17 protein-coding genes are annotated in these 18,136 nt (G+C 68.8%); 9 read left to right on the forward strand and 8 right to left on the reverse strand.

The genetic code is table 11. The features are described 5' to 3' along the window. Nucleotides 1-32: 32 nt before the first annotated feature. Nucleotides 33-1,763, reverse strand: a complete 1,731-nt coding sequence (locus E3O19_RS09365) for an L-lactate permease (RefSeq protein ID WP_134567053.1) — start codon at nt 1,761-1,763, stop codon at nt 33-35. Between the two features lie 138 nt (nt 1,764-1,901). Here E3O19_RS09365 and E3O19_RS09370 point away from each other — a divergent pair, with 138 nt between their 5' ends. The 3 genes from E3O19_RS09370 (at nt 1,902) to E3O19_RS09380 (ending at nt 3,742) form a co-directional block, all read left to right on the forward strand. Then, on the forward strand, nt 1,902-2,594 hold the full coding sequence (locus E3O19_RS09370) for a GntR family transcriptional regulator (RefSeq protein ID WP_134567054.1): 693 nt from the start codon (nt 1,902-1,904) through the stop codon (nt 2,592-2,594). A gap of 22 nt (nt 2,595-2,616) precedes the next feature. Next, a complete protein-coding gene (locus E3O19_RS09375) occupies nt 2,617-3,174 on the forward strand; it encodes a hypothetical protein (RefSeq protein ID WP_134567055.1) in 558 nt (185 codons plus the stop codon). Between the two features lie 100 nt (nt 3,175-3,274). Beyond that, a complete protein-coding gene (locus E3O19_RS09380; protein WP_134567056.1) occupies nt 3,275-3,742 on the forward strand; it encodes a hypothetical protein in 468 nt (155 codons plus the stop codon). 144 nt (nt 3,743-3,886) lie between these two features. On the opposite strand, the gene E3O19_RS09385 is transcribed toward E3O19_RS09380, so the two are convergent. Beyond that, nucleotides 3,887-5,119 carry a low temperature requirement protein A gene (locus E3O19_RS09385; protein ID WP_198413889.1) on the reverse strand — a complete coding sequence of 411 codons (1,233 nt, stop codon included), beginning with the start codon at nt 5,117-5,119 and terminating at the stop codon, nt 3,887-3,889. Between the two features lie 119 nt (nt 5,120-5,238). On the opposite strand from E3O19_RS09385, the gene E3O19_RS09390 reads away from it, so the two are divergent. Genes E3O19_RS09390 through paaZ form a run of 4 tightly spaced genes read left to right on the forward strand, consistent with a single transcriptional unit; the run spans nt 5,239 to nt 10,114 of the window. Further along, the gene (locus E3O19_RS09390) at nt 5,239-6,423 is read left to right on the forward strand and encodes a thiolase family protein (protein WP_134567057.1); all 1,185 of its coding nucleotides are present in this window, start codon (nt 5,239-5,241) and stop codon (nt 6,421-6,423) included. After that, entirely contained in the window at nt 6,424-7,170 is a 747-nt protein-coding gene (locus E3O19_RS09395) for an enoyl-CoA hydratase/isomerase family protein (protein WP_134567058.1), read from the forward strand. Beyond that, a complete protein-coding gene (locus tag E3O19_RS09400) occupies nt 7,167-8,072 on the forward strand; it encodes a 3-hydroxyacyl-CoA dehydrogenase family protein (RefSeq protein WP_134567059.1) in 906 nt (301 codons plus the stop codon). Before E3O19_RS09395 ends, E3O19_RS09400 begins: the two co-directional genes overlap by 4 nt. Next, entirely contained in the window at nt 8,069-10,114 is a 2,046-nt protein-coding gene (gene paaZ, locus E3O19_RS09405) for a phenylacetic acid degradation bifunctional protein PaaZ (RefSeq protein WP_134567060.1), read from the forward strand. Before E3O19_RS09400 ends, paaZ begins: the two co-directional genes overlap by 4 nt. On the opposite strand, the gene E3O19_RS09410 is transcribed toward paaZ, so the two are convergent. The 6 genes from E3O19_RS09410 to E3O19_RS09435 form a co-directional block, all read right to left on the reverse strand. After that, a complete protein-coding gene (locus E3O19_RS09410; RefSeq protein WP_134567061.1) occupies nt 10,111-10,581 on the reverse strand; it encodes a hypothetical protein in 471 nt (156 codons plus the stop codon). The two genes, paaZ and E3O19_RS09410, sit on opposite strands and share 4 nt — an antisense overlap. A gap of 70 nt (nt 10,582-10,651) precedes the next feature. Further along, the gene (locus E3O19_RS09415; RefSeq protein WP_134567062.1) at nt 10,652-12,166 is read right to left on the reverse strand and encodes a dihydrolipoamide acetyltransferase family protein; all 1,515 of its coding nucleotides are present in this window, start codon (nt 12,164-12,166) and stop codon (nt 10,652-10,654) included. Beyond that, entirely contained in the window at nt 12,163-13,179 is a 1,017-nt protein-coding gene (locus E3O19_RS09420; RefSeq protein ID WP_134567063.1) for an alpha-ketoacid dehydrogenase subunit beta, read from the reverse strand. Before E3O19_RS09420 ends, E3O19_RS09415 begins: the two co-directional genes overlap by 4 nt. Beyond that, nucleotides 13,176-14,360, reverse strand: a complete 1,185-nt coding sequence (gene pdhA, locus E3O19_RS09425; protein WP_134567064.1) for a pyruvate dehydrogenase (acetyl-transferring) E1 component subunit alpha — start codon at nt 14,358-14,360, stop codon at nt 13,176-13,178. Before pdhA ends, E3O19_RS09420 begins: the two co-directional genes overlap by 4 nt. Before the next feature lie 111 nt (nt 14,361-14,471). Next, complete coding sequence (locus E3O19_RS09430; protein WP_134567065.1) at nt 14,472-14,966, reverse strand: Lrp/AsnC family transcriptional regulator; 495 nt, start codon at nt 14,964-14,966, stop codon at nt 14,472-14,474. 40 nt (nt 14,967-15,006) lie between these two features. Beyond that, nucleotides 15,007-15,807, reverse strand: a complete 801-nt coding sequence (locus tag E3O19_RS09435) for an oxygenase MpaB family protein (RefSeq protein ID WP_338145091.1) — start codon at nt 15,805-15,807, stop codon at nt 15,007-15,009. 152 nt (nt 15,808-15,959) lie between these two features. Between E3O19_RS09435 and E3O19_RS09440 the strand changes: the two genes are divergently transcribed. After that, nucleotides 15,960-17,168, forward strand: a complete 1,209-nt coding sequence (locus tag E3O19_RS09440) for a glycoside hydrolase family 3 N-terminal domain-containing protein (RefSeq protein WP_134567066.1) — start codon at nt 15,960-15,962, stop codon at nt 17,166-17,168. A gap of 106 nt (nt 17,169-17,274) precedes the next feature. Beyond that, nucleotides 17,275-17,835 carry a YceI family protein gene (locus tag E3O19_RS09445; RefSeq protein WP_134567067.1) on the forward strand — a complete coding sequence of 187 codons (561 nt, stop codon included), beginning with the start codon at nt 17,275-17,277 and terminating at the stop codon, nt 17,833-17,835. The last annotated feature ends 301 nt before the right edge of the window (nt 17,836-18,136 follow it).

Here is an 18,136-nt window from a genome sequence, read left to right on the forward strand (position 1 = left end):
GGCTCTGGTGGCGCCACGCACGATGCCGGTCATTACGGCAACATCCAGCTGAGAACCGGGGTGGACTGCAGCACGATCAGCACGGCGATCAGCACGAGCAGGCCCAGGCTCCAGCCAATGAGCTTTCGGAAAAGGGTGCTCTCCGCGCCCTCCAGCCCGACGGCGGCAGCGGCCACCGCCAGGTTCTGCAGCGCGAGCATCTTGCCCAGCACTCCGGCCGACGAGTTGGCGGCGGCCATCAGCACCGGCGAAAGGCCGGTCGAGTTGGCGGCGGTGACCTGCAGTTGCCCGAAAAGCGCGTTGGACGAGGTGTCGGAGCCGGTGAGGGCCACGCCGATCCAGCCGATCAGCGGCGAGATCACGGCGAAGAACGCCCCGGTGGAAGCGAGGAAGGCGCCGAGAGAGGCGGTCTGGCCGGACAGGTTCATCACGAATGAGAGGGCCAGCACGGCCGTGACGGTGACGATGGTCCAGCGCAGCTGGACGAGGGTGTCCCGGTAGATCTTCAGTCCCTGGCGTAGCGAGACCTTGTAGAGCGCCATCGTGATCAGGCCGGAGAAGAGCAACAGGGTTCCGGTGGCTTTGAGGTGGTCGAGCTTGAACGTCGTGGCCGGAACCGGGTCGCCGGCCGCGTTGGTGACTTCCAGCCCGGGCCAGGCGAAGGTGACGCTGCCCACGACGCCGAGCCAGGCCTTGACGGCCGGGATCTGCGCGATCGAGAAGATGCCCATGATGATCAGGTACGGGGCGATGGCCTTCCAGACCTGGCGGGGTTCCGGGCGGGTGTTGTCGGACAGGTCAGGGGTCCCGCCGGAGCGCCGCGCAGTCTTGATCGCGGTCGTGGGGGTGCTGCGCAGCGCGTCGACCGGGCGAGCCTGGGCCAGCAGGGTCCGCTGCTCGGTCTCGGGCGCGGCGACCAAGTCGACATCGTCGTTGTGTCCCATGGCTTCGGCCGGCTGCCAGAATCGCAGCATGACGAGGACCGCAACGACGGTTGCGACGGCGGCCACAACATCCGTCAGTTCAACGGCGAAGAAGTTTGCGGTGACGAACTGGGCCAGTCCGAAGACGAAGCCGGCCACCAGGGCCAGCGGCCAGGTCTGCTTCAGTCCGCGCTTTCCGTCAACGATGAAGACGAGGATCAGGGGCACCAGCACTGCGATGAAAGGGGTCTGGCGCCCGGCCATCGAGGCGAGTTCCTGAATCGGCAGGCCCGTGACACCGTTGAGCGCGATGATCGGGGCGGCCATGGCGCCGAACGCCACCGGGGCCGTGTTCGCCAGCAGGGACACCAAGGCGGACTTGAGCGGCTTCATGCCCGCGGCCATCAGCATCGCGGCGGAAATGGCCACGGGGGCGCCGAAACCGGCCAGGGACTCCAGCAGCGCGCCGAAGCAGAAGGCAATCAGGATCGAGAGGATCCGGAGGTCGTTGGAGATGGAGCGGATGGTGCGGCCGAGAACCTCGAACCAGGGCGTCGCGACCGTGAGCTTATAGATCCAGAGTGCGTTGACCAGGATCCATAGGATCGGAAATAGGCCGTAGAAGGCACCGGCGGCCGTTGCGCTCAGCGCCTGGCCCACGGGCATCTGCCAACCGACTACGGCCAGTGTGACCGAGAGCAGGAGGCTGGCCAGCGCCGCCTTATGTGCCTTGACCCGGAATACGCCGAGCAGAACGAAGAGAAGGATGAGGGGTAGTGCGGCGAATATTGCCGACCAGACGAGGGATCCAAAGATCGGGTCGAGGGGCTGCTGAAACATTTGCTCTCCACACTGAGGTCAAGGTCACCGCGTTGTGACGTTCCAAAAGTGTCTAACAAGTGTGCACGCTTGTCAATGACTAGTGCCGATTTGTCTGACAAGATGGGGGAATATGAGTTGAAGAGTGTGAGGCACAATGTGGCATTCCGTGTAGCGGCAACCTCGATCGTCGATGCAATCGCCGATGACCTCCGCGCGCGCCTGTTCGTCGGGGAGCTGGCCGGCGGCATGGCGCTGACCGAGACCGACATGGCCGCGTCCTACGATGTGGCGCGCCCGACTGCCAAGGCCGCGATCGAGAAACTCGTCGCCGAGGGGCTGCTCGTGCGCGGCGTGCACAAGACCGCACGGGTGGCCGCTCTCGGCCCAGAGTCCGTGCGTGACATCTATCTGGCCCGTGCCTACCTCGAGAGCGAGGTTCTCCGGCGGCTGGCGGCGACCCGCACCGTCCCGGCCGGCGCGGCACAGGCGAACCAGGACATCGCGGCCGTGGGTGACGGGTCGGCCCTGGCCGTGGTCGAGCCGGACATGCGCTTCCATACCAGCCTCATCGACGCCGTCGGAAATGAGCGCGTCAGCAAGATGTACCGGTCCCTGGTCAGCGAGGTGCGTTTGTGCATGACGCGGGTGCAGTCGCTGAACCTGCTCGACACCGCGCTCATTCAGGCCGAACACGAGAAGATCCTTGAGCTGATCGGCGCCGGCGAGGGGGAGGCCGCGGCGGCCCTCCTCGATGTTCACCTCGGGCGAGCGCGGGAGCGCCTGGTCGCGGCCCTCGGAGGCCGGCCCGGCCCGGCGGCCGAGCTGCCGTCCGACCTGCTGCCCAGCTAGCCCTGACACGCTAGGAGTCGAAATGAAATCCTTCCTCGCACCGACGACCAGGGCTGCGCTGGCCAGGCTGGCCGAGCACGACGAGAACAGCGAGTCGCCGCCGATCGAGCGGCTGCGTGCTATCCGGGCGCTGCTCCTCGCTCTGGAAACCGACCCGGCAACCCTCGCCGGCGTACGGGCGGCGCTCGAGCAGGGCGCGAGCTGGAAGCAGATCGCCGACGCCGCCGGGCTGAAGCCCGCTGCCGCCAAGTGGCGCTGGCACGGGACCGACATTGAGATCGAGGCCAGGCAGGATGCCGGGCGCAAACGCTCCCTACGCCCGAGCAACGTTCCCACCGACCTTCCCGGCCTGTCCGTGGCCGAGGCGGCCGCCAAACTCGGCATCACCCCACAGGCCGTGTACCTCCAGGTGAGCCGCGGCCGGCTGTATGGCCGAACCGTGGAGCTCCCCGATGGCCGCAGCTATAAGCGTGTGTTCCCCGAAGGCTATGTGCCGCCCCGGCTTGACCCCGATCAGGCTGCGGCACACAATAGTGCGACGGATACCCGAGCGACAGACGACGGAGTGAGACATGACTAATTTGCCCCCAGCCACGCCCACACGAATGATGCCGGTGGCCGATACGGACGTGTACGCGCGCACAGTACCGATCGATCGGCCGGCCACGGAGCAGCAGCCAATGCCGCTCGCACAGCCCGCCGCCGCGCCCCGTCAGTCTGCAGAGTCGGTCCCTACCGGAGCCCCGGCCTCCAGCCAGGCCTCCGACCGCCCCGCTGCCCCGCCGCGCACCGCGCTCGTCGTGCTGGCCGGGATCGGCGCCCTCGCACTGGATTTCATCGTCATGATCCTGGTCGGCGTCTCGAGCGAGAGTATCAACGCACTCGCCGTGCTCTCGACCCCCATCGCCTCGATGGTCGCCGCGTACTACGGCATCACGCTGAGCATCCAGCAGGTGCGGAACGAACGCGCCGAGAAGGAGAAGGCCATCGGGCGCGCGGACGCCGCCGACGCGAGCAGCCGTGAAACCGAGGTCTGGTCTGCACAGATGGAGTCCGGGCTCCGGGTGGCTATGGCCAAGCTCGCCGCCGCCGGCGTCGGCACCGACGAGGTCACGAAGGCGGCGGGCACCCCGGACGGCTTCTTCTGATCGACCGCGGACGCCGTTCTCCGCCGCTCCGCCGCTCCGTTTAACCACTCCGTGTCACCGCGAGAGTGCACTTTTCGCCCCCATGCGCCTCCCGAAGGGGCCACAAGTGCACTCTCGCGAGCAGGGAGTTGAACGGGGGCGAGGTCAGCCGGCGTCGTCGTCGGTTGTGCCGGCTCGGAGCCGCACGATGGTTTCGCTGCCGGCGACGAGCACCAGCACGGCAGTGCACAGGCCCGCGAGGGCAAGCGGCGATACAGACCCGGCGGCGGCGAACGCCAGCACCAACAGTGCGATCCCGGCGAGGTGTGAGGCCAAAACCTCCCGGGTGACGATCCAGCGGAACAGTTGGAGCCCGACGAGGTAGATGAAGGGGCCGCCGGCGATGACGACGGCCGTCGACAGGCGCATCGAATCGTACGGATGCGCGAGAATCTCCTTGTCGGCGACGCTGGCCAGCACGATGCCGGCGATGATGATCGCGTGCACGTAGGTGTAGGCGAGGCGAGCGATCCTGCCGGGCTCGGCCGAGGCGGCGATGGTGCGGCTTCCGGCCCGCTCGCCGTGGTCGAAGTACAGCCACCACATCGCCACGCCGCTGGTGAAGGCGAGGAGCAGACCCAGCACGCCAGGAACCGACGCTTCCTGGTCGACAAACGCGAAACCGGTGACGAGGATGGATTCGCCCAGCGCGATGATCACGAACAGGGCGCTGCGCTCCGCGATGTGCGGGCCGGAGAGATCCCAGTCGTCGAGGCCGGACCGGCCGAGCCCCGGCACCCGAAAGCCGATGCTCGCCGAGACGTACTCGACCAGGAGCCCGGCGATCCACAGGGGCAGCCGGAACTCCAGCGGCAGCAGCGCGCCCACGATCCAGCAGACGCCTGCCACCGAGAGCCAGACCAGAATGCGCAGGAAATTCCAGTACAACACCCGGTCGTGGCGTGCCAGGGCCAGCATCATGAAGACGGTGCGACCCAGTTGCAGCGCCACGTACGCGAGGGCGAAGACGAGGCCGCGGTCGCCGAACGACTCGCCGATCGACACGCTCAGGAGCAGGCCGACGACGGACAGCCCGATCACGACCAGGCGCACCGGCAACCGGGCCGGGTCGAGCACGTTCGTCACCCAGGTCGTGTGCACCCACACCCACCACAACGCCAACACCAGAGTCGCGGACTCGAGCGCGCCGACCCAGGACTGGTTCTCGTAGAGGAAGCGCGATAGCTGGGTGAGGGCGAAGACGAAGACGAGGTCGAAGAACAGCTCGACGTAGGTGACCCTATCGGTGCGCGGATGGTCGGTGGGCCGGGCTAGATTGCGGTGGAGCGCCAGCGCGGGCATGGGTGGATGCGTCGCATCGTTCGGTCGGTGAATCACGACCCCAGTCTGCCCGACCTGCCTGGCCGGAGAGTCGGTTGCCCCATCCGTCGTTTCTGTGTCATTCTTTACGGAACGAACGGTCAGTAAGTAATACGGCGATCAAAGGTGATGAAGCCATGCCAGAAGCATTCCTCGTAGATGGTGTTCGCACTCCCATCGGCCGATACGGCGGGGCGCTTGCCGGCGTTCGCCCCGATGACCTTGCCGCACTCGTGCTCTCGGCCGTGGTGAGCCGTTCCGGCCTCGACCCGCTCCTGATCGACGAGGTGATCATGGGCGCGGCCAACCAGGCCGGCGAGGACAACCGCAACGTCGCCCGGATGGCCGTGCTCCTCGCGGGGCTGCCCGACAGCATCCCCGGGATCACCGTCAACCGGCTCTGCGCCTCCGGCCTCTCCGCGGTGCACCTGGCCGCCAGCATGATCAAGGCAGGCGAGGCCGACCTGGTCATCGCCGGCGGCGTCGAGTCGATGACGAGGGCACCCTGGGTGCTCGCCAAACCTGAAAAGGCCTGGGCCAAACCGGGCGAGATCGTCGACACGTCGATCGGTTGGCGCTTCGCCAACCCGCGGCTCAGCGCGCGCGACAAGGCCACCTTCACCATGTCGGAAACCGCCGAGGAGGTCGCCGCGCTCGACGGCATCAGCCGGGCGGATGCCGACGCGTTCGCCCTGCGCTCGCACCGGCTTGCCGTCGACGCCCGGCAGAACGGCACCTTCGCCCCCGAGATCGTGCCGGTGCCCACCCGGGCCGGTCTCGTCGACTCCGACGAGGGTCCCAGGGCGGACACCACCCTCGAACGTCTGGCAGGCCTGCGCTCGGTCGTGCGCCCCGGCGGAATTGTCACAGCCGGCAACGCCAGCTCGCTCAACGATGGGGCATCCGCCATCGTCGTGGCCAGCGAGGCGGCCATCGAACGCCTCGGCCTGACCCCCCAGGCCCGAGTCGCCGGCGGCGCCAGCGCAGGGGTCGCGCCGGAGACGATGGGCCTCGGACCCGTGCCCGCCACCGAGAAGCTCCTGCGCCGGCTCGGCCTGGGCATCGGAGACCTGGACGCGGTCGAACTCAACGAGGCCTTCGCCACCCAGTCGCTGGCGTGCATCCGTCGCCTCGGTCTCGATCCGGAGATCGTCAACCGCAACGGCGGCGCGATCGCCCTCGGGCACCCGCTCGGGTCGTCCGGGGCGCGCATCCTGGTCACCCTCCTCGGCCGGATGGAACGCGAGGGCGCCAGGCGCGGCCTCGCCACCATGTGCGTCGGCGTCGGCCAGGGCTCGGCCCTCATCGTGGAGAGTGTCTAGATGCCCCGGGAATTCAGCACCCTGCTCGTCGAACGCCGCCCGGACCGGGTGCAGGTACAGCTGAACCGCCCCGACGTGCGCAACGCAATCGACCAGGCCATGGTCGACGAACTTCACTTGCTCTGCGGCGAGCTGGAACGCGGGCCGAGGATCCTGATCCTCTGCGGTTCCGCCGGGGTCTTCGCCTCCGGCGCCGACATCGCCCAGCTCAGGGAGCGGCGCCGCGACGACGCCCTGAAGGGCATCAACTCGGAACTGTTCGAGCGGATCGCCCGCCTGCCGATGCCGGTGATCGCCGCGATCGACGGTTGGGCGCTCGGCGGCGGGGCTGAACTCGCCTACGCGGCCGACTTCCGGATCGCCTCCGAAACGGCCCGGCTCGGCAACCCGGAGACCGCGCTCGGCATCATCCCCGCAGCCGGGGCGCTCTGGCGACTGGCCGAGCTCGTCGGTGAACCCGTCGCGAAGGAGATCATCCTGGCCGGCCGCATCCTCACTGCCGAGGAGGCACTCGCCGTGCGACTGGTCACCGAGGTGCACCCCGCGGAGCTGCTCCTGGGCGCCGCCCACGCCCTCGCGGATCGGATTGCCGCCCAGGACCCCCTCGCCACCCAGTTCGCCAAGGAGGTCTTCCACGTGCCGCGCGCCCGGCATCCGCGCGCCGACAACGAGGCCCAGGCCGTCCTCTTCGAATCCGAGGAAAAATTCGCCCGAATGACCGCATTCCTGGAGAGGAAGAAACGATGACGCTCGCCCCCGGCACCACGGCCCACCAGAACACCGAGGCGCCCGCCGTCGTTCCCAGCCAGGTCGGCGTTCTCGGCGGCGGACGGATGGGTGCGGGCATCGCCCACGCCTTCCTCGTCGCCGGTTCGCACGTCACCGTCGTCGAGCGCGATGCGGACGCGGCCGCCGCGGCACACGAGCGAGTGCTCGGTGCCGTCGACACCGCCCTCCGCCTCGGCGCGATCGAGGGCGCACGGTCCTCCTTCGCCGACCGGCTCAGCGTTGCCACGGACGCCTCGGCGTTCGCCGGAGCCGGGCTTGTCGTCGAGGCCGTGCCGGAGGTCGTGTCGCTGAAGTCGCAGGCGCTTCGCAGCGTGGAGGCTCATCTGGCCCCCGACGCCTGGCTGGCCTCGAACACCTCGTCGCTCTCGATCACCGACCTCGCCGGTGTGCTCGAACGCCCGGCCCGGTTCATCGGGCTGCACTTCTTCAACCCGGTTCCGGTCTCGACCCTGATCGAGGTGGTGACGGGGGCGGCCACCAGCCCCGAACTCGTCGCCCTGGCCGCCGGCTGGGTCTCCGCCCTCGGCAAGACGCCGATCCTGGTGCGCGACTCGCCCGGCTTCGCCAGTTCGCGGCTCGGCGTCGCGATCGCGCTCGAGGCCATCCGGATGGTCGAAGAGGGCGTCGCCAGCCCCGCCGACATCGACGCGGCCATGGTGCTCGGCTACAAGCACCCGGTTGGCCCGCTCCGCACCACCGACCTGGTCGGACTCGACGTGCGCCTCGGCATCGCCGAGCACCTGCACTCCACCCTCGGCGAGAGGTTCGCTCCGCCGCAGCTGCTGCGCGACCTCGTCGCGCGCGGCGACCTCGGACGCAAGAGCGGCCGTGGATTCTTCGATTGGAAGGACGCATCATGACTCTCCTCAGCACCGGCACGATCGTGCCCAGCTACGTCCTGGACTCCTGGTGGACCCCGGCGGACGGCTCCCGGTCCCAGCTCGTGCTCGACGCCAGCACCGGCGAGGAGGTCGCCTCGGTCAGCAGTGAGGGACTCGACCTCGCCGATGTGGTCGAGCACGCCCGCACGGTCGGCCAGGCCTCGCTCGGCCGGCTCACCTTTCATCAGCGTGCCATCCTGCTCAAACAGCTCGCCCAATATCTGAGCGGCGTCAAGGATGAGCTATACACGCTCTCCGCCCGCACCGGAGCCACCCGGTACGACTCGATGGTCGACATCGACGGCGGCATCGGCGTGCTGTTCACCCTGTCGTCGAAGGGTCGGCGGGAGATGCCCAACAGCCAGGTCTACGTCGACGGCGACGTCGAGGCGCTGTCGCGGGACGGCTCGTTCAGCGGCCAGCACATCTTCACCCGCATCCCCGGGGTGGCCTGCCAGATCAACGCGTTCAACTTCCCGGTCTGGGGGATGCTCGAGAAGTTCGCCCCGGCGTTCATCGCCGGGGTGCCCTCGATCGTCAAACCGGCCTCGCCGACCGGGTACCTCACCGAGGCGGTCGTTCGTCACATCATCGCCTCCGGGATACTGCCACCCGGCACCCTGCAGCTCGTCTCCGGCAGCGCCCGCGACCTGATCGACCACCTCGATTACCGCGACCTCGTCGCCTTCACCGGTTCAGCCGGGACCGCGCGCAGCCTCAAGGCACACCCGAATGTGGTCGAGGGCGGGGTGCGGTTCACCAGCGAGACCGACTCCCTCAACGCGGCGATCCTGGGTCCGGACGCCACTAAGGGCACGGCCGAGTTCGACGCCTACGTCGCCTCCGCCGTCACCGAGATGACCAGCAAGGCCGGCCAGAAGTGCACGAGCATCCGCCGGCTGATTGTTCCGTCCGGGCGGCGCGACGAGATCGTCGCGGCCGTGGCCGAGCGAGTGGAGCGCCGGGTCAGGGTCGGAGATCCGCGCGCTGACGGGGTCACCATGGGTCCCCTGGCCAGCCTTGACCAGCGGCGGGAGGTGCTCTCCAGCGTCGCGCGCCTGGTCGAGGGCGGTGGCCGGATCGTGATGGGCTCCACGGATGCCCCGGCCGGCACCGACCCGGGCGGCGCCTTCGTGGGGCCGCTGCTTCTCGCCTTCGACGACGCCGAGAGCCCCGCCGTACACGAGATCGAGGCGTTCGGTCCGGTCGCGTCGATCATCGAGTACACCGACCTGGACCACGCCGTCGCCCTGGCCGCCCTGGGCGGAGGTTCGCTGGTGGCGACGGTCGCCACCCACGACCCGAACGTCGCCCGCGCCCTGGTGCTCGGGATCGCCGCCCACCACGGACGGGTGCTGATGCTCGACCGGATCGACGCGCGCAGCAGCACCGGCCACGGCGCACCCGTGCCGCATCTGGTGCACGGCGGGCCGGGCCGGGCCGGCGGCAGTGAGGAGCTGGGCGGCATCCGCTCGGTGCTGCACCACATGCAGCGCACGGCCATCCAGGGTTCGCCCGACATGCTCACGGCGATCACCGGCCAGTGGCACACCGGTGCTGCGGTGCGGCACGGGATCCACCCGTTCCGCAAGTCCCTCGCAGTGCTGCGGGTGGGTGACCAGGTGCAGGGCGGGCCGCGCACCGTGAACCTTGCGGACATCACCGCGTTCGCCGAAGCCACCGGCGACAAGTTCTACGCGCACACCGATGCTGAGGCGGCCTCGGCGAACCCGTTCTTCCCCGGGATCGTCGCCCACGGCTACCTCCTGGTCTCGTGGGCCGCCGGGCTGTTCGTGGATGCGGCCCCCGGACCCGTGCTCGCGAACTCCGGGTTGGACCGACTCCGGTTCGTCACCCCGGTCTCCCCGGGCGACAGCATCCGGGTCACCCTCACCGCCAAGCGGATCACCCCGCGCGAGACGGAGGACTACGGCGAGGTCTGTTGGGACGCCGTGTTGCACAACCAGAACGATGAGGTCGTCGCCAGCTACGACGTGCTCACCCTGGTCAGCAAGAACTAGGGGCGCCGTCGCCGGGAACCGGAGGAGCTGAGCAGCGCGAAGAAGAGGAAGGTCAGCACCGTCGTTGTCGCCACAGCAATGACGTCGACGACGGTGAGCGGATTCGGGCCCAGCGCGGCCGGAAGCAGCACGAGCAGGCTCCAGCAGAACAGCACGGCCGCCGCCGCGGTGCACGCACTGGACAGCCGCACCGCCCCAAGCGAACCGTAGTGCGCGGCCGCGGATGCGCCCAGGACCGCACCCACGAGGGCTGCCAGCCCGACGAAGGCACCGAGCAGGAGCCCGAGGCCGGCGCCCAGGGCGGCCATGCCCCCGGCCAGGGCCGGGCCGCGCCCACCCTGGTAGGCGAAGAGGAAGTTGGCCACCGGGTAGGCCGCCCCGGCCGCCGCCGCGAGCACGACGATCGGTCGCCCGCGGCGCCCGACCCGCGCGGCGGCGTCACCCCACCGGTCCTGTAACGATTTCACCTCTCCATCGTGGCAGATTGAGGTGAGTAAGACTCAGGAATTTTCAGTCGGTGCGTGCCGAATGCGGGCCTCAGAGGTCGGCGAGCAGGGAAACGGGGGATTCGATGCAGCGCGCGACAAAGGTGAGGAACCCCGCAGCCGTATCGCCGTCGCAGACCCGGTGGTCGAAGACCATGGACAGTTCGACGACGGTCCGCACCGCCAGCTCGTGGTCGACCACCCACGGGCGTTCGATCATCCGGCCGATGCCCAGGATGGCGGCCTCCGGGTGGTTGATGATCGCCGCCGACCCGTCCACGCCGAGGGAACCGAAGTTGTTCAGGGTGAACGTTCCACCGGACAGGGCGCCGGGGGCGAACGCGCCGTCGCGTGACTGCGTCACGAGGCCGGCGATGGAATCCCGCAACTGCCGGGTGGTCAGGCCGTGGGCGCCGTGCACGACCGGGACCATCAGGCCCCGTGGAGTCTGCGCGGCGATTCCGAGGTTGATGTCCCCGCGCACCAGGATCTCCTGGCTGGCGGTGTCGACCGAAGCGTTGAGGAGCGGGTACCGACGCAGGCCTTCGACGACGAAACGGGCGATCAGCGCGGTTACGCTGAAGCGTTCGCCGGTGACGGCGAGCAGCCGGTCCCGGGCACCGAAGAGCTCGGTGGCGTCGACGTCGAGCCAGATCGTGGCCTCGGGGATCTCCCGTCGGGACTGGGCAAGGCGCTCGGCCACCACCTTGCGCAGCCCGGTGATCGGGATGCGGGTGTCCCCGATGGCCGGCGCTCCCAACTCTGCAGCGGCTGCGGGAGCGGCGGACCGTGCCTGTGGCAGCGTCGGGGCTGCTGCCGTTGCTGCCGTTGCTGCCGTTGCTGCCGTTGCTGCCGTTGCTGCGGCTGCTGCTGCCTGGCCCTGGGCGTGGATCCGGGCTTCGACGTCGCGGCGCAGGACCAGGTCGTTCGGCCCGCTGCCGCGCAGCGTGCTCGCGTCGAAGCCGTTCTCCCGGGCGAGCCTCCGCACGATCGGGGAGACGACCGGTGACGGGAGACCAGGGTGGGTCGGGCCGGCCTCGGGAGTGATCACCGCGGCTGTCGTCACGAGAATCTGCTGGGGGGACGGTTCACCTCCCCTGGCGCCGAATCGCGCCGAGGAAGGCCGCCGGACCGGCCGGGTATTCTCACTCGTGCCGTAACCGACGAGCACGGCACCGGACGCCCCGCCCGACTCGGCGGGCGAGTCGGCAGATGAATCGGCAGATGACGAGGCGGGCGCAGCTGCGGCCGCGGGTGCCGGCAGAGTTCCCGGTGCTGCCCCGACGGAGGGTGCGGACACAGGTGCGGATTCCGGGGCCGGCTCCGCGGCATCCGTCACGCTCAGCAGCACCTGGCCGGAGTGGATCACCTGGCCGGTCTCGCCGAAGAGCGCCTCGACAACGCCGCCGAACGGCGACGGGAGTTCCACGATCGACTTCGCGGATTCGACCTCGACGACGGGCTGGTCGATCGCGATGGTGTCGCCGACGCTCACCAGCCAGGACACGATCTCCGCCTCGGTCAGGCCCTCGCCGAGGTCGGGAAGGATGAAGTCGTGCGTCATCATGACCACTCCCAGGTGCCGAGTGCGGCGAGGATCCGGTCGGGGGTCGGCAGGAAGTATTCCTCGAGCTTGGGGGACGGATAGGGGATGTCGAATCCGGTGATCCGCAGGATGGGCGCGGCGAGGTGGAAGAAGTTGCGTTCGGTGAGCCGCGCCGCGACCTCTGCGCCGTACCCGCCGAACTGCGCGGCCTCGTGCACGACGGCGGCCCTGCTCGTCTTGCGCAGCGACGCGCCGACGGTGGCGTCGTCGAAGGGCGACAGGCTGCGCAGATCGATCACTTCGATCGACAGGCCCTCCGCCGTGGCCAGCTCAGCGGTGGCCAGCGCGGTCTTCACGGTCGGACCGTAGGCGATGAGCGTGACGTCGGTGCCCTCCCGAAGCACCACGGCGGTGTTCATCGGGGTGGTCTGCACGGGCAGACTGAGCACCTCTTTCATCCAGTAGCGGCTCTTGGGCTCCATGAAGATCACTGGGTCGTCGCTCGCGATGGCCTCGCGCAACATCGAATACGCGTCGGCGGGGTTGGACGGCGACACGACCGTCAAGCCGGGCGTGGCGCTCCAGTACGCCTCGGACGAGTCGGAGTGGTGTTCCACCCCGCCGATGTCGCCCGCGTATGGGATACGGATGACGATGGGGAGCGAGATCCGCCCCCGGGTGCGATTGCGCATCTTGGCGAGGTGCGAAACGATTTGCTCGAACGCCGGATAGCTGAACGCGTCGAACTGCATCTCCACCACCGGGCGCAAGCCATAGATGGCCATGCCGATCGCGGTGCCGACGATACCGGACTCGGCCAGAGGAGAATCGCTCACCCTGGTCTCGCCGAACTCGGCGTAGAGCCCGTCGGTGACCCGGAAGACGCCGCCGAGGGGACCGACGTCCTCCCCGAACAGCACGACGGTCGGGTCGTCCCGCATCGAGTCGTGGATTGCCGCGTTGAGGGCGGCGGCCATGGTGAGGGCGGCGGGCGGGCGGGCGACCACTGGGGAGATCGTGCTCTGCAGTGTCATGCGTGCGCTCCTGCGGGGGTGGTGGATGACGAGGGGGTGGTCGGCGCTGAGGGTGTGGCGGGCGGCTGCCCGGCGAGCGCGGCGTGTTCGGCCAGTTCGGCGGCCAGGAACGCGCGCTGTTCGGCGAGCGCGGCCCGCGGGTCGGCATAGACGTGGTCGAAAAGTTCGAGCGGGTCCACCCGCACCGGCAGCATCATGCATTCCCGGGTCGCCGCCGCGAGGTCCTCCGCTTCGTCACGGATGCCCGCCCGCTCCTGGTCACTCAGCGCGCCGATGGAGACCAGGTAGGTGTCCAGGCGTTCGATCGGGTCGCGCCGCCGCCAGACGTCGACGTCGCCCGCCGCGCGGTAACGGCTCGGGTCGTCGGAGTTGGTGTGCGCCTCCATCCGGTAGGTCAGCCCCTCGACCAGGGTCGGCCCACCGCCCGTGCGTGCCCGGTCGACGGCCGCGGAGGTGACGGCGTACATCGCGGCGACGTCGTTGCCGTCGACGTAGAAACCGGGCATACCGTAGCCGATGGCCTTGTCCGCGATGGTGCGGCAGCGCATCTGCTTGTCGAGCGGCACGCTGATCGCGAACTGGTTGTTCTGCACCACGAATACGACTGGCGCCTGCCAGACGGCGGCGAAGTTGAGCGCCTCATGCGCGTCGCCCTCGCTCGTGGCGCCGTCACCGAGCAGGGTGAGGGCGACGGTGCTGTCCTGCTTGAGCTTGGATGCCGTGGCCAGGCCGACGGCGTGCAACGCCTGGGTCGCGAGCGGAGTGGCCTGCGGGGCGATCCGGTGCTCGTATTGGTCGTAGCCGCTGTGCCACTCACCGCGGAACGAGGCGAGGATGTGTTCGGGCTTCACCCCCCGGGTGAGCAGGGCGATACTATCCCGGTAGGTAGGGAAGAGCCAGTCGCCCGGATCGAGCGACGCGACGGCCGCGATCTCGCAGGCCTCCTGGCCGAGGGCCGAGGGGTAGGTGGCCAGGCGGCCCTGTCGGGTGAGCGCGGTGACCTGCACGTCGAACCGGCGTGCCACAACCATCTGCCGGTAAAGGCCGAGGAGCGTGCCGGGGTCAGGGAGCACGAAATCGCCGGCGTTGTCCGTCACGGCATGGCCGGTGTCATCGATCAGGCGGAGGGGCTGCGGCGCCGGCGCGGTGGACACGACGGGGCTCTCGACGTTGAGGCTCATGACGCAATCGTGGGGCATCGGTCGGTCGGTCACGACACCGCGGAGACGGATGCGAACGATTGGCTCGAACCTGCCCTTTACCGTGCCAAACGTCCGAGAACCATGGCGGCGTCAGTGCCAGATGTCCGGAGCTTCGGCGGGCGCGTGACCGGCGATCTCCTCGAGAATCAAGTGGGACCGGGTGGATATGACACCGGGCATACTGTGGATGTCTCGCAGGATGGCCTGGCTCAGCTGCTCGTGGTCGGGCGCGCTCACCGTGAGAATGATATCGATGTCGCCGCTGACCGCCTGAGCCTTCTCGACGAAGGGCAGCTTGCTGAGTCGGGACGCGATGTCGGTCCAGGAGACGTCGCCGATCTTGACCACTACCAGGGCGGACACGTGCAGGCCGAGGGCGCGCGGATCGATCTGGGCTCCGAAGCCGGTGATGACCCCGTGGCGCACAAGGTTCTGAACCCGCGTGTGGGCCGCCGTGCGGGAGATGTGCACGAGGGCAGCGACCTGGCGCATCGACAGGCGGGCGTCCCTGCTGAGTTCGGCGACTATCCGCCGGTCGATGGCATCAAGGCCGGCGGGCGCGGGCGATGGGGAGTGATCGCTCATACCGGCAGTTGCGTCATGGTGGTCCTCAGGTCGGGAGGCTTCAGACTACCGCCGGCTCACTCGACTGGCGCACCTCGCGCAGGTAGTGGTTCTTCGGCCAGTGCCGAAGCCGCAGCGGCAACAGTGGGTAAACGACCGCGGTGAACGCCAGGAGGCGGTCGAAACGACGCTGCGAGCGCGGTGACCAGTCCAGTTCAAACAGGTCCCGCACGTGCGGGGGGAGCAGCCCCACGGTGAGGAAACGGCCCAGTGGCATCAGGAGGTGGAGCCATCCCGGACCGGTCTGGGGGTGCAGGAGTTGCCTGGCCACCGCCCTGGTGGTTGCATCCGTGCGGAGTTCGGCGAGCCGGTCCCGGAAATACACGGCGAAGGCCGCGCGATCAGCCGGCCACAGTTCGGTCGGCACCTGCAGCGCCGTGCCGAGAACGGCGTAGTCCAGGTAGAGGGCGTCGGCGACGTCGTCCGCCAGAGGACCGAAGACGAGTTCGCGCATCGTGATCGCCGAGTCGTACAGGGTCGCTGCCACCCAGAGTTGCAGCTCGGGGGTGAACGCGCTGTAGGCCGGGGCCCCGTTGGCGGCGTCGCCGACGACCGGGCCGTGAGCGCGGTTGACCCGACGGCTGGCGCTCGCCGCCTCGGAGGGGGTGCCGAAGACCACGGCGTAGACGTACGTGAGTGTGCCGCGCAGCCGGTTGAGGGGCCGTGATGCGAAATCGCTGTGGTGGGCAACGCCGTGCCCAATGGCCGGATTCGCGATCTGCAGCAGGATGGACCGTCCGCCGGCGGCGATGAGCACGCCCTCGCCGGCGATGTCACGCATGCCCAGGTCGCGACGTGTCACTTCTTCCTCCCGTCGGGTTCCTCCCGTTGTAGATGACGAGTGTAGTGCGACTTGAGAGGATCGTGACGCCGGGTTCCCGTGACAGTTCGCGGGGCTAACCTTGACTGATGGATACCGGGCGAGGACGACCAGGACGGCCTCGCGGGGGCGCGATGCTCGTCGTTGCTCTGGCCGCCGCTGTTGCCGTTTCCGTGCTGCTGGGCGGCTGCTCGCCGGTGTCGCCCGCTACAGGCGCCCGGGGGCCCGCCCAGGTGCCGTCGGCTCATGCCAGGGATCGGGTCGATCCGCTCGCTGCCAACGCCCGGCGGCGGCTGTCCGCCATGACGCTGACCGAGAAGATCTCCAGCCTGCTGATGCTGCACCAGCCGGGAACGGATGCCGCCACGCTCGGTTCCTTCGCCGCGGATAACGGCCTGGGCGGGCTCATCCTGATGGGCGACAATGTGCCGGAAGCCCCAGAGGCCCTCGGCAAGCTGACCGCGACGCTGAGCGCCGACGCAGCGCTTCCGCTCGTGATCGGGATCGACCAGGAGGGCGGCGAGGTCGACCGGCTGAGGAATGACGAGGCGCCGGGGGCGGAGGCCGTGCGCTCCCAGCCCGTGCCTGCCACGGAGGGCGCCTTCCGTAGTCGCGCCGCCCTGCTTCAGTCCGCCGGGGTCAGCGTCAACTTCGGCATCGTGGCCGATGTCACCGCCGATCCGAACTCGTTCCTCTACGGCCGGGTGCTCGGCACGGACCCTGCCACGGCATCCGTGCGGGTTGCCGCCGCCGTCGCCGGCGAACGTGGCCGGGTGCTGAGCACCCTCAAGCACTTTCCGGGGCATGGGGCGGCGCAGGGGGACTCGCACCGGAGCGTTCCGTCGACCGAGCTGGGTTATCGGGAATGGCTCAGCCAGGTGGCACCACCGTTCAAGGCCGGCATCGCCGCCGGCGCCCAGGTGGTCATGTTCGGGCACCTGGCCTATCCGGCCGTTGATGCCCGGCCCGCCAGCCTTTCCCCGGCCTGGCACACGATCCTGCGCCGCACGCTCGGTTTCACCGGCATCGCAATCACCGACGACCTGCTGATGCTTCAGGACACGGGGCTGCCCGAGTACGCCGACCCAACCGAGAATGCCATCGCGGCGATCGCTGCCGGCAACACCATGCTGCTCTACGTCACACCCGCCGACCCCGCGCGCGTCGGGATCGCCGTTCCCGCTCTGGTTGCCGGAATCGCCGGCGCCGTCGAATCCGGACGGATCGAGGAGGCCCAGATCGACGACGCGGCTTACCGGTTGATGGTGTTGCGCCGCGGACTCGCCGTGCGTTCGGCCCACGGCGACCCGTGCGGCGTCGACTGCCGCCGGCTGCTGCGATAGCGAGGCGGTCCGAAAGAAAACTAGCGGATTCGGAATAATCCGAGATCCTATGCGATTGCATGTAATTGGCGGCGATAATCCACCGCCTGAGACTCGAGGAGAACCAATGACTGACACCATCACGAACATCCCCGGATACAAGGCCGGAACCTGGACCATCGATCCCACCCACAGCGAGGTCGGTTTCAGCATCCGTCACCTGATGATAAGCAAGGTCAAGGGCAAGTTCGAGAAGTTTGACGCGACATTCGTGACCGCAGAGAACCCGCTCGACAGCACTGTCAGTGCAACGGCCGAGGTTGCCTCGATCAACACCAACGAGGCTAACCGCGACGGTCACCTCCGCACGGGCGACTTCTTCGACGCCGAGACTTTCCCCTCCATCAACTTCGTTTCCACCGGTGTGCGTAACGTCAAGGGCGACTTCCTCATCGACGGCGACCTCACCATCAAGGGCGTCACCAAGCCGGTCACCTTCGACTTCGAGTTCGGCGGCTTCGGCACTGACCCCTACGGCAACTACAAGGCCGGTGCCACCGCCAAGACCGAGGTCACCCGCGCAGACTTCGGGCTCGAGTACAACGCGGCCCTCGAGACCGGCGGCCTTCTCCTCGGCGAAAAGGTCACCATTACCCTTGAGCTGCAGGCCGCGCTGAACCAGGCGTAATCCGGCGGTATCGACAGGGGCTCTGCTACGGCGGGGCCCCTTTGTCTCGCCCGGGCCGGCAAAAGGACTCCCCATTGTGGCGCCGACCCGCCTCGGATGGCCCAGCCAGACGGGCCTCACCGTGACGGGCCGGGTGTACTTCCAGAAATTGAGGGCATTGGAACGCTGGTGGTTGAACTGTTCTTGACCAAGACGTCCAGCCCGCCCCGTCGTCGAGCGTGTCCCGCGGTGCTTGAGCGTGCCCTAGCGTGGTCGAGCCAGTCCTGCGGTGGTCGAGCCAGTCCTGCGGTGGTCGAGCCAG

Origin of the sequence: Cryobacterium algoritolerans (assembly GCF_004402785.1) — a bacterium.
GTDB lineage: Bacteria > Actinomycetota > Actinomycetes > Actinomycetales > Microbacteriaceae > Cryobacterium > Cryobacterium algoritolerans.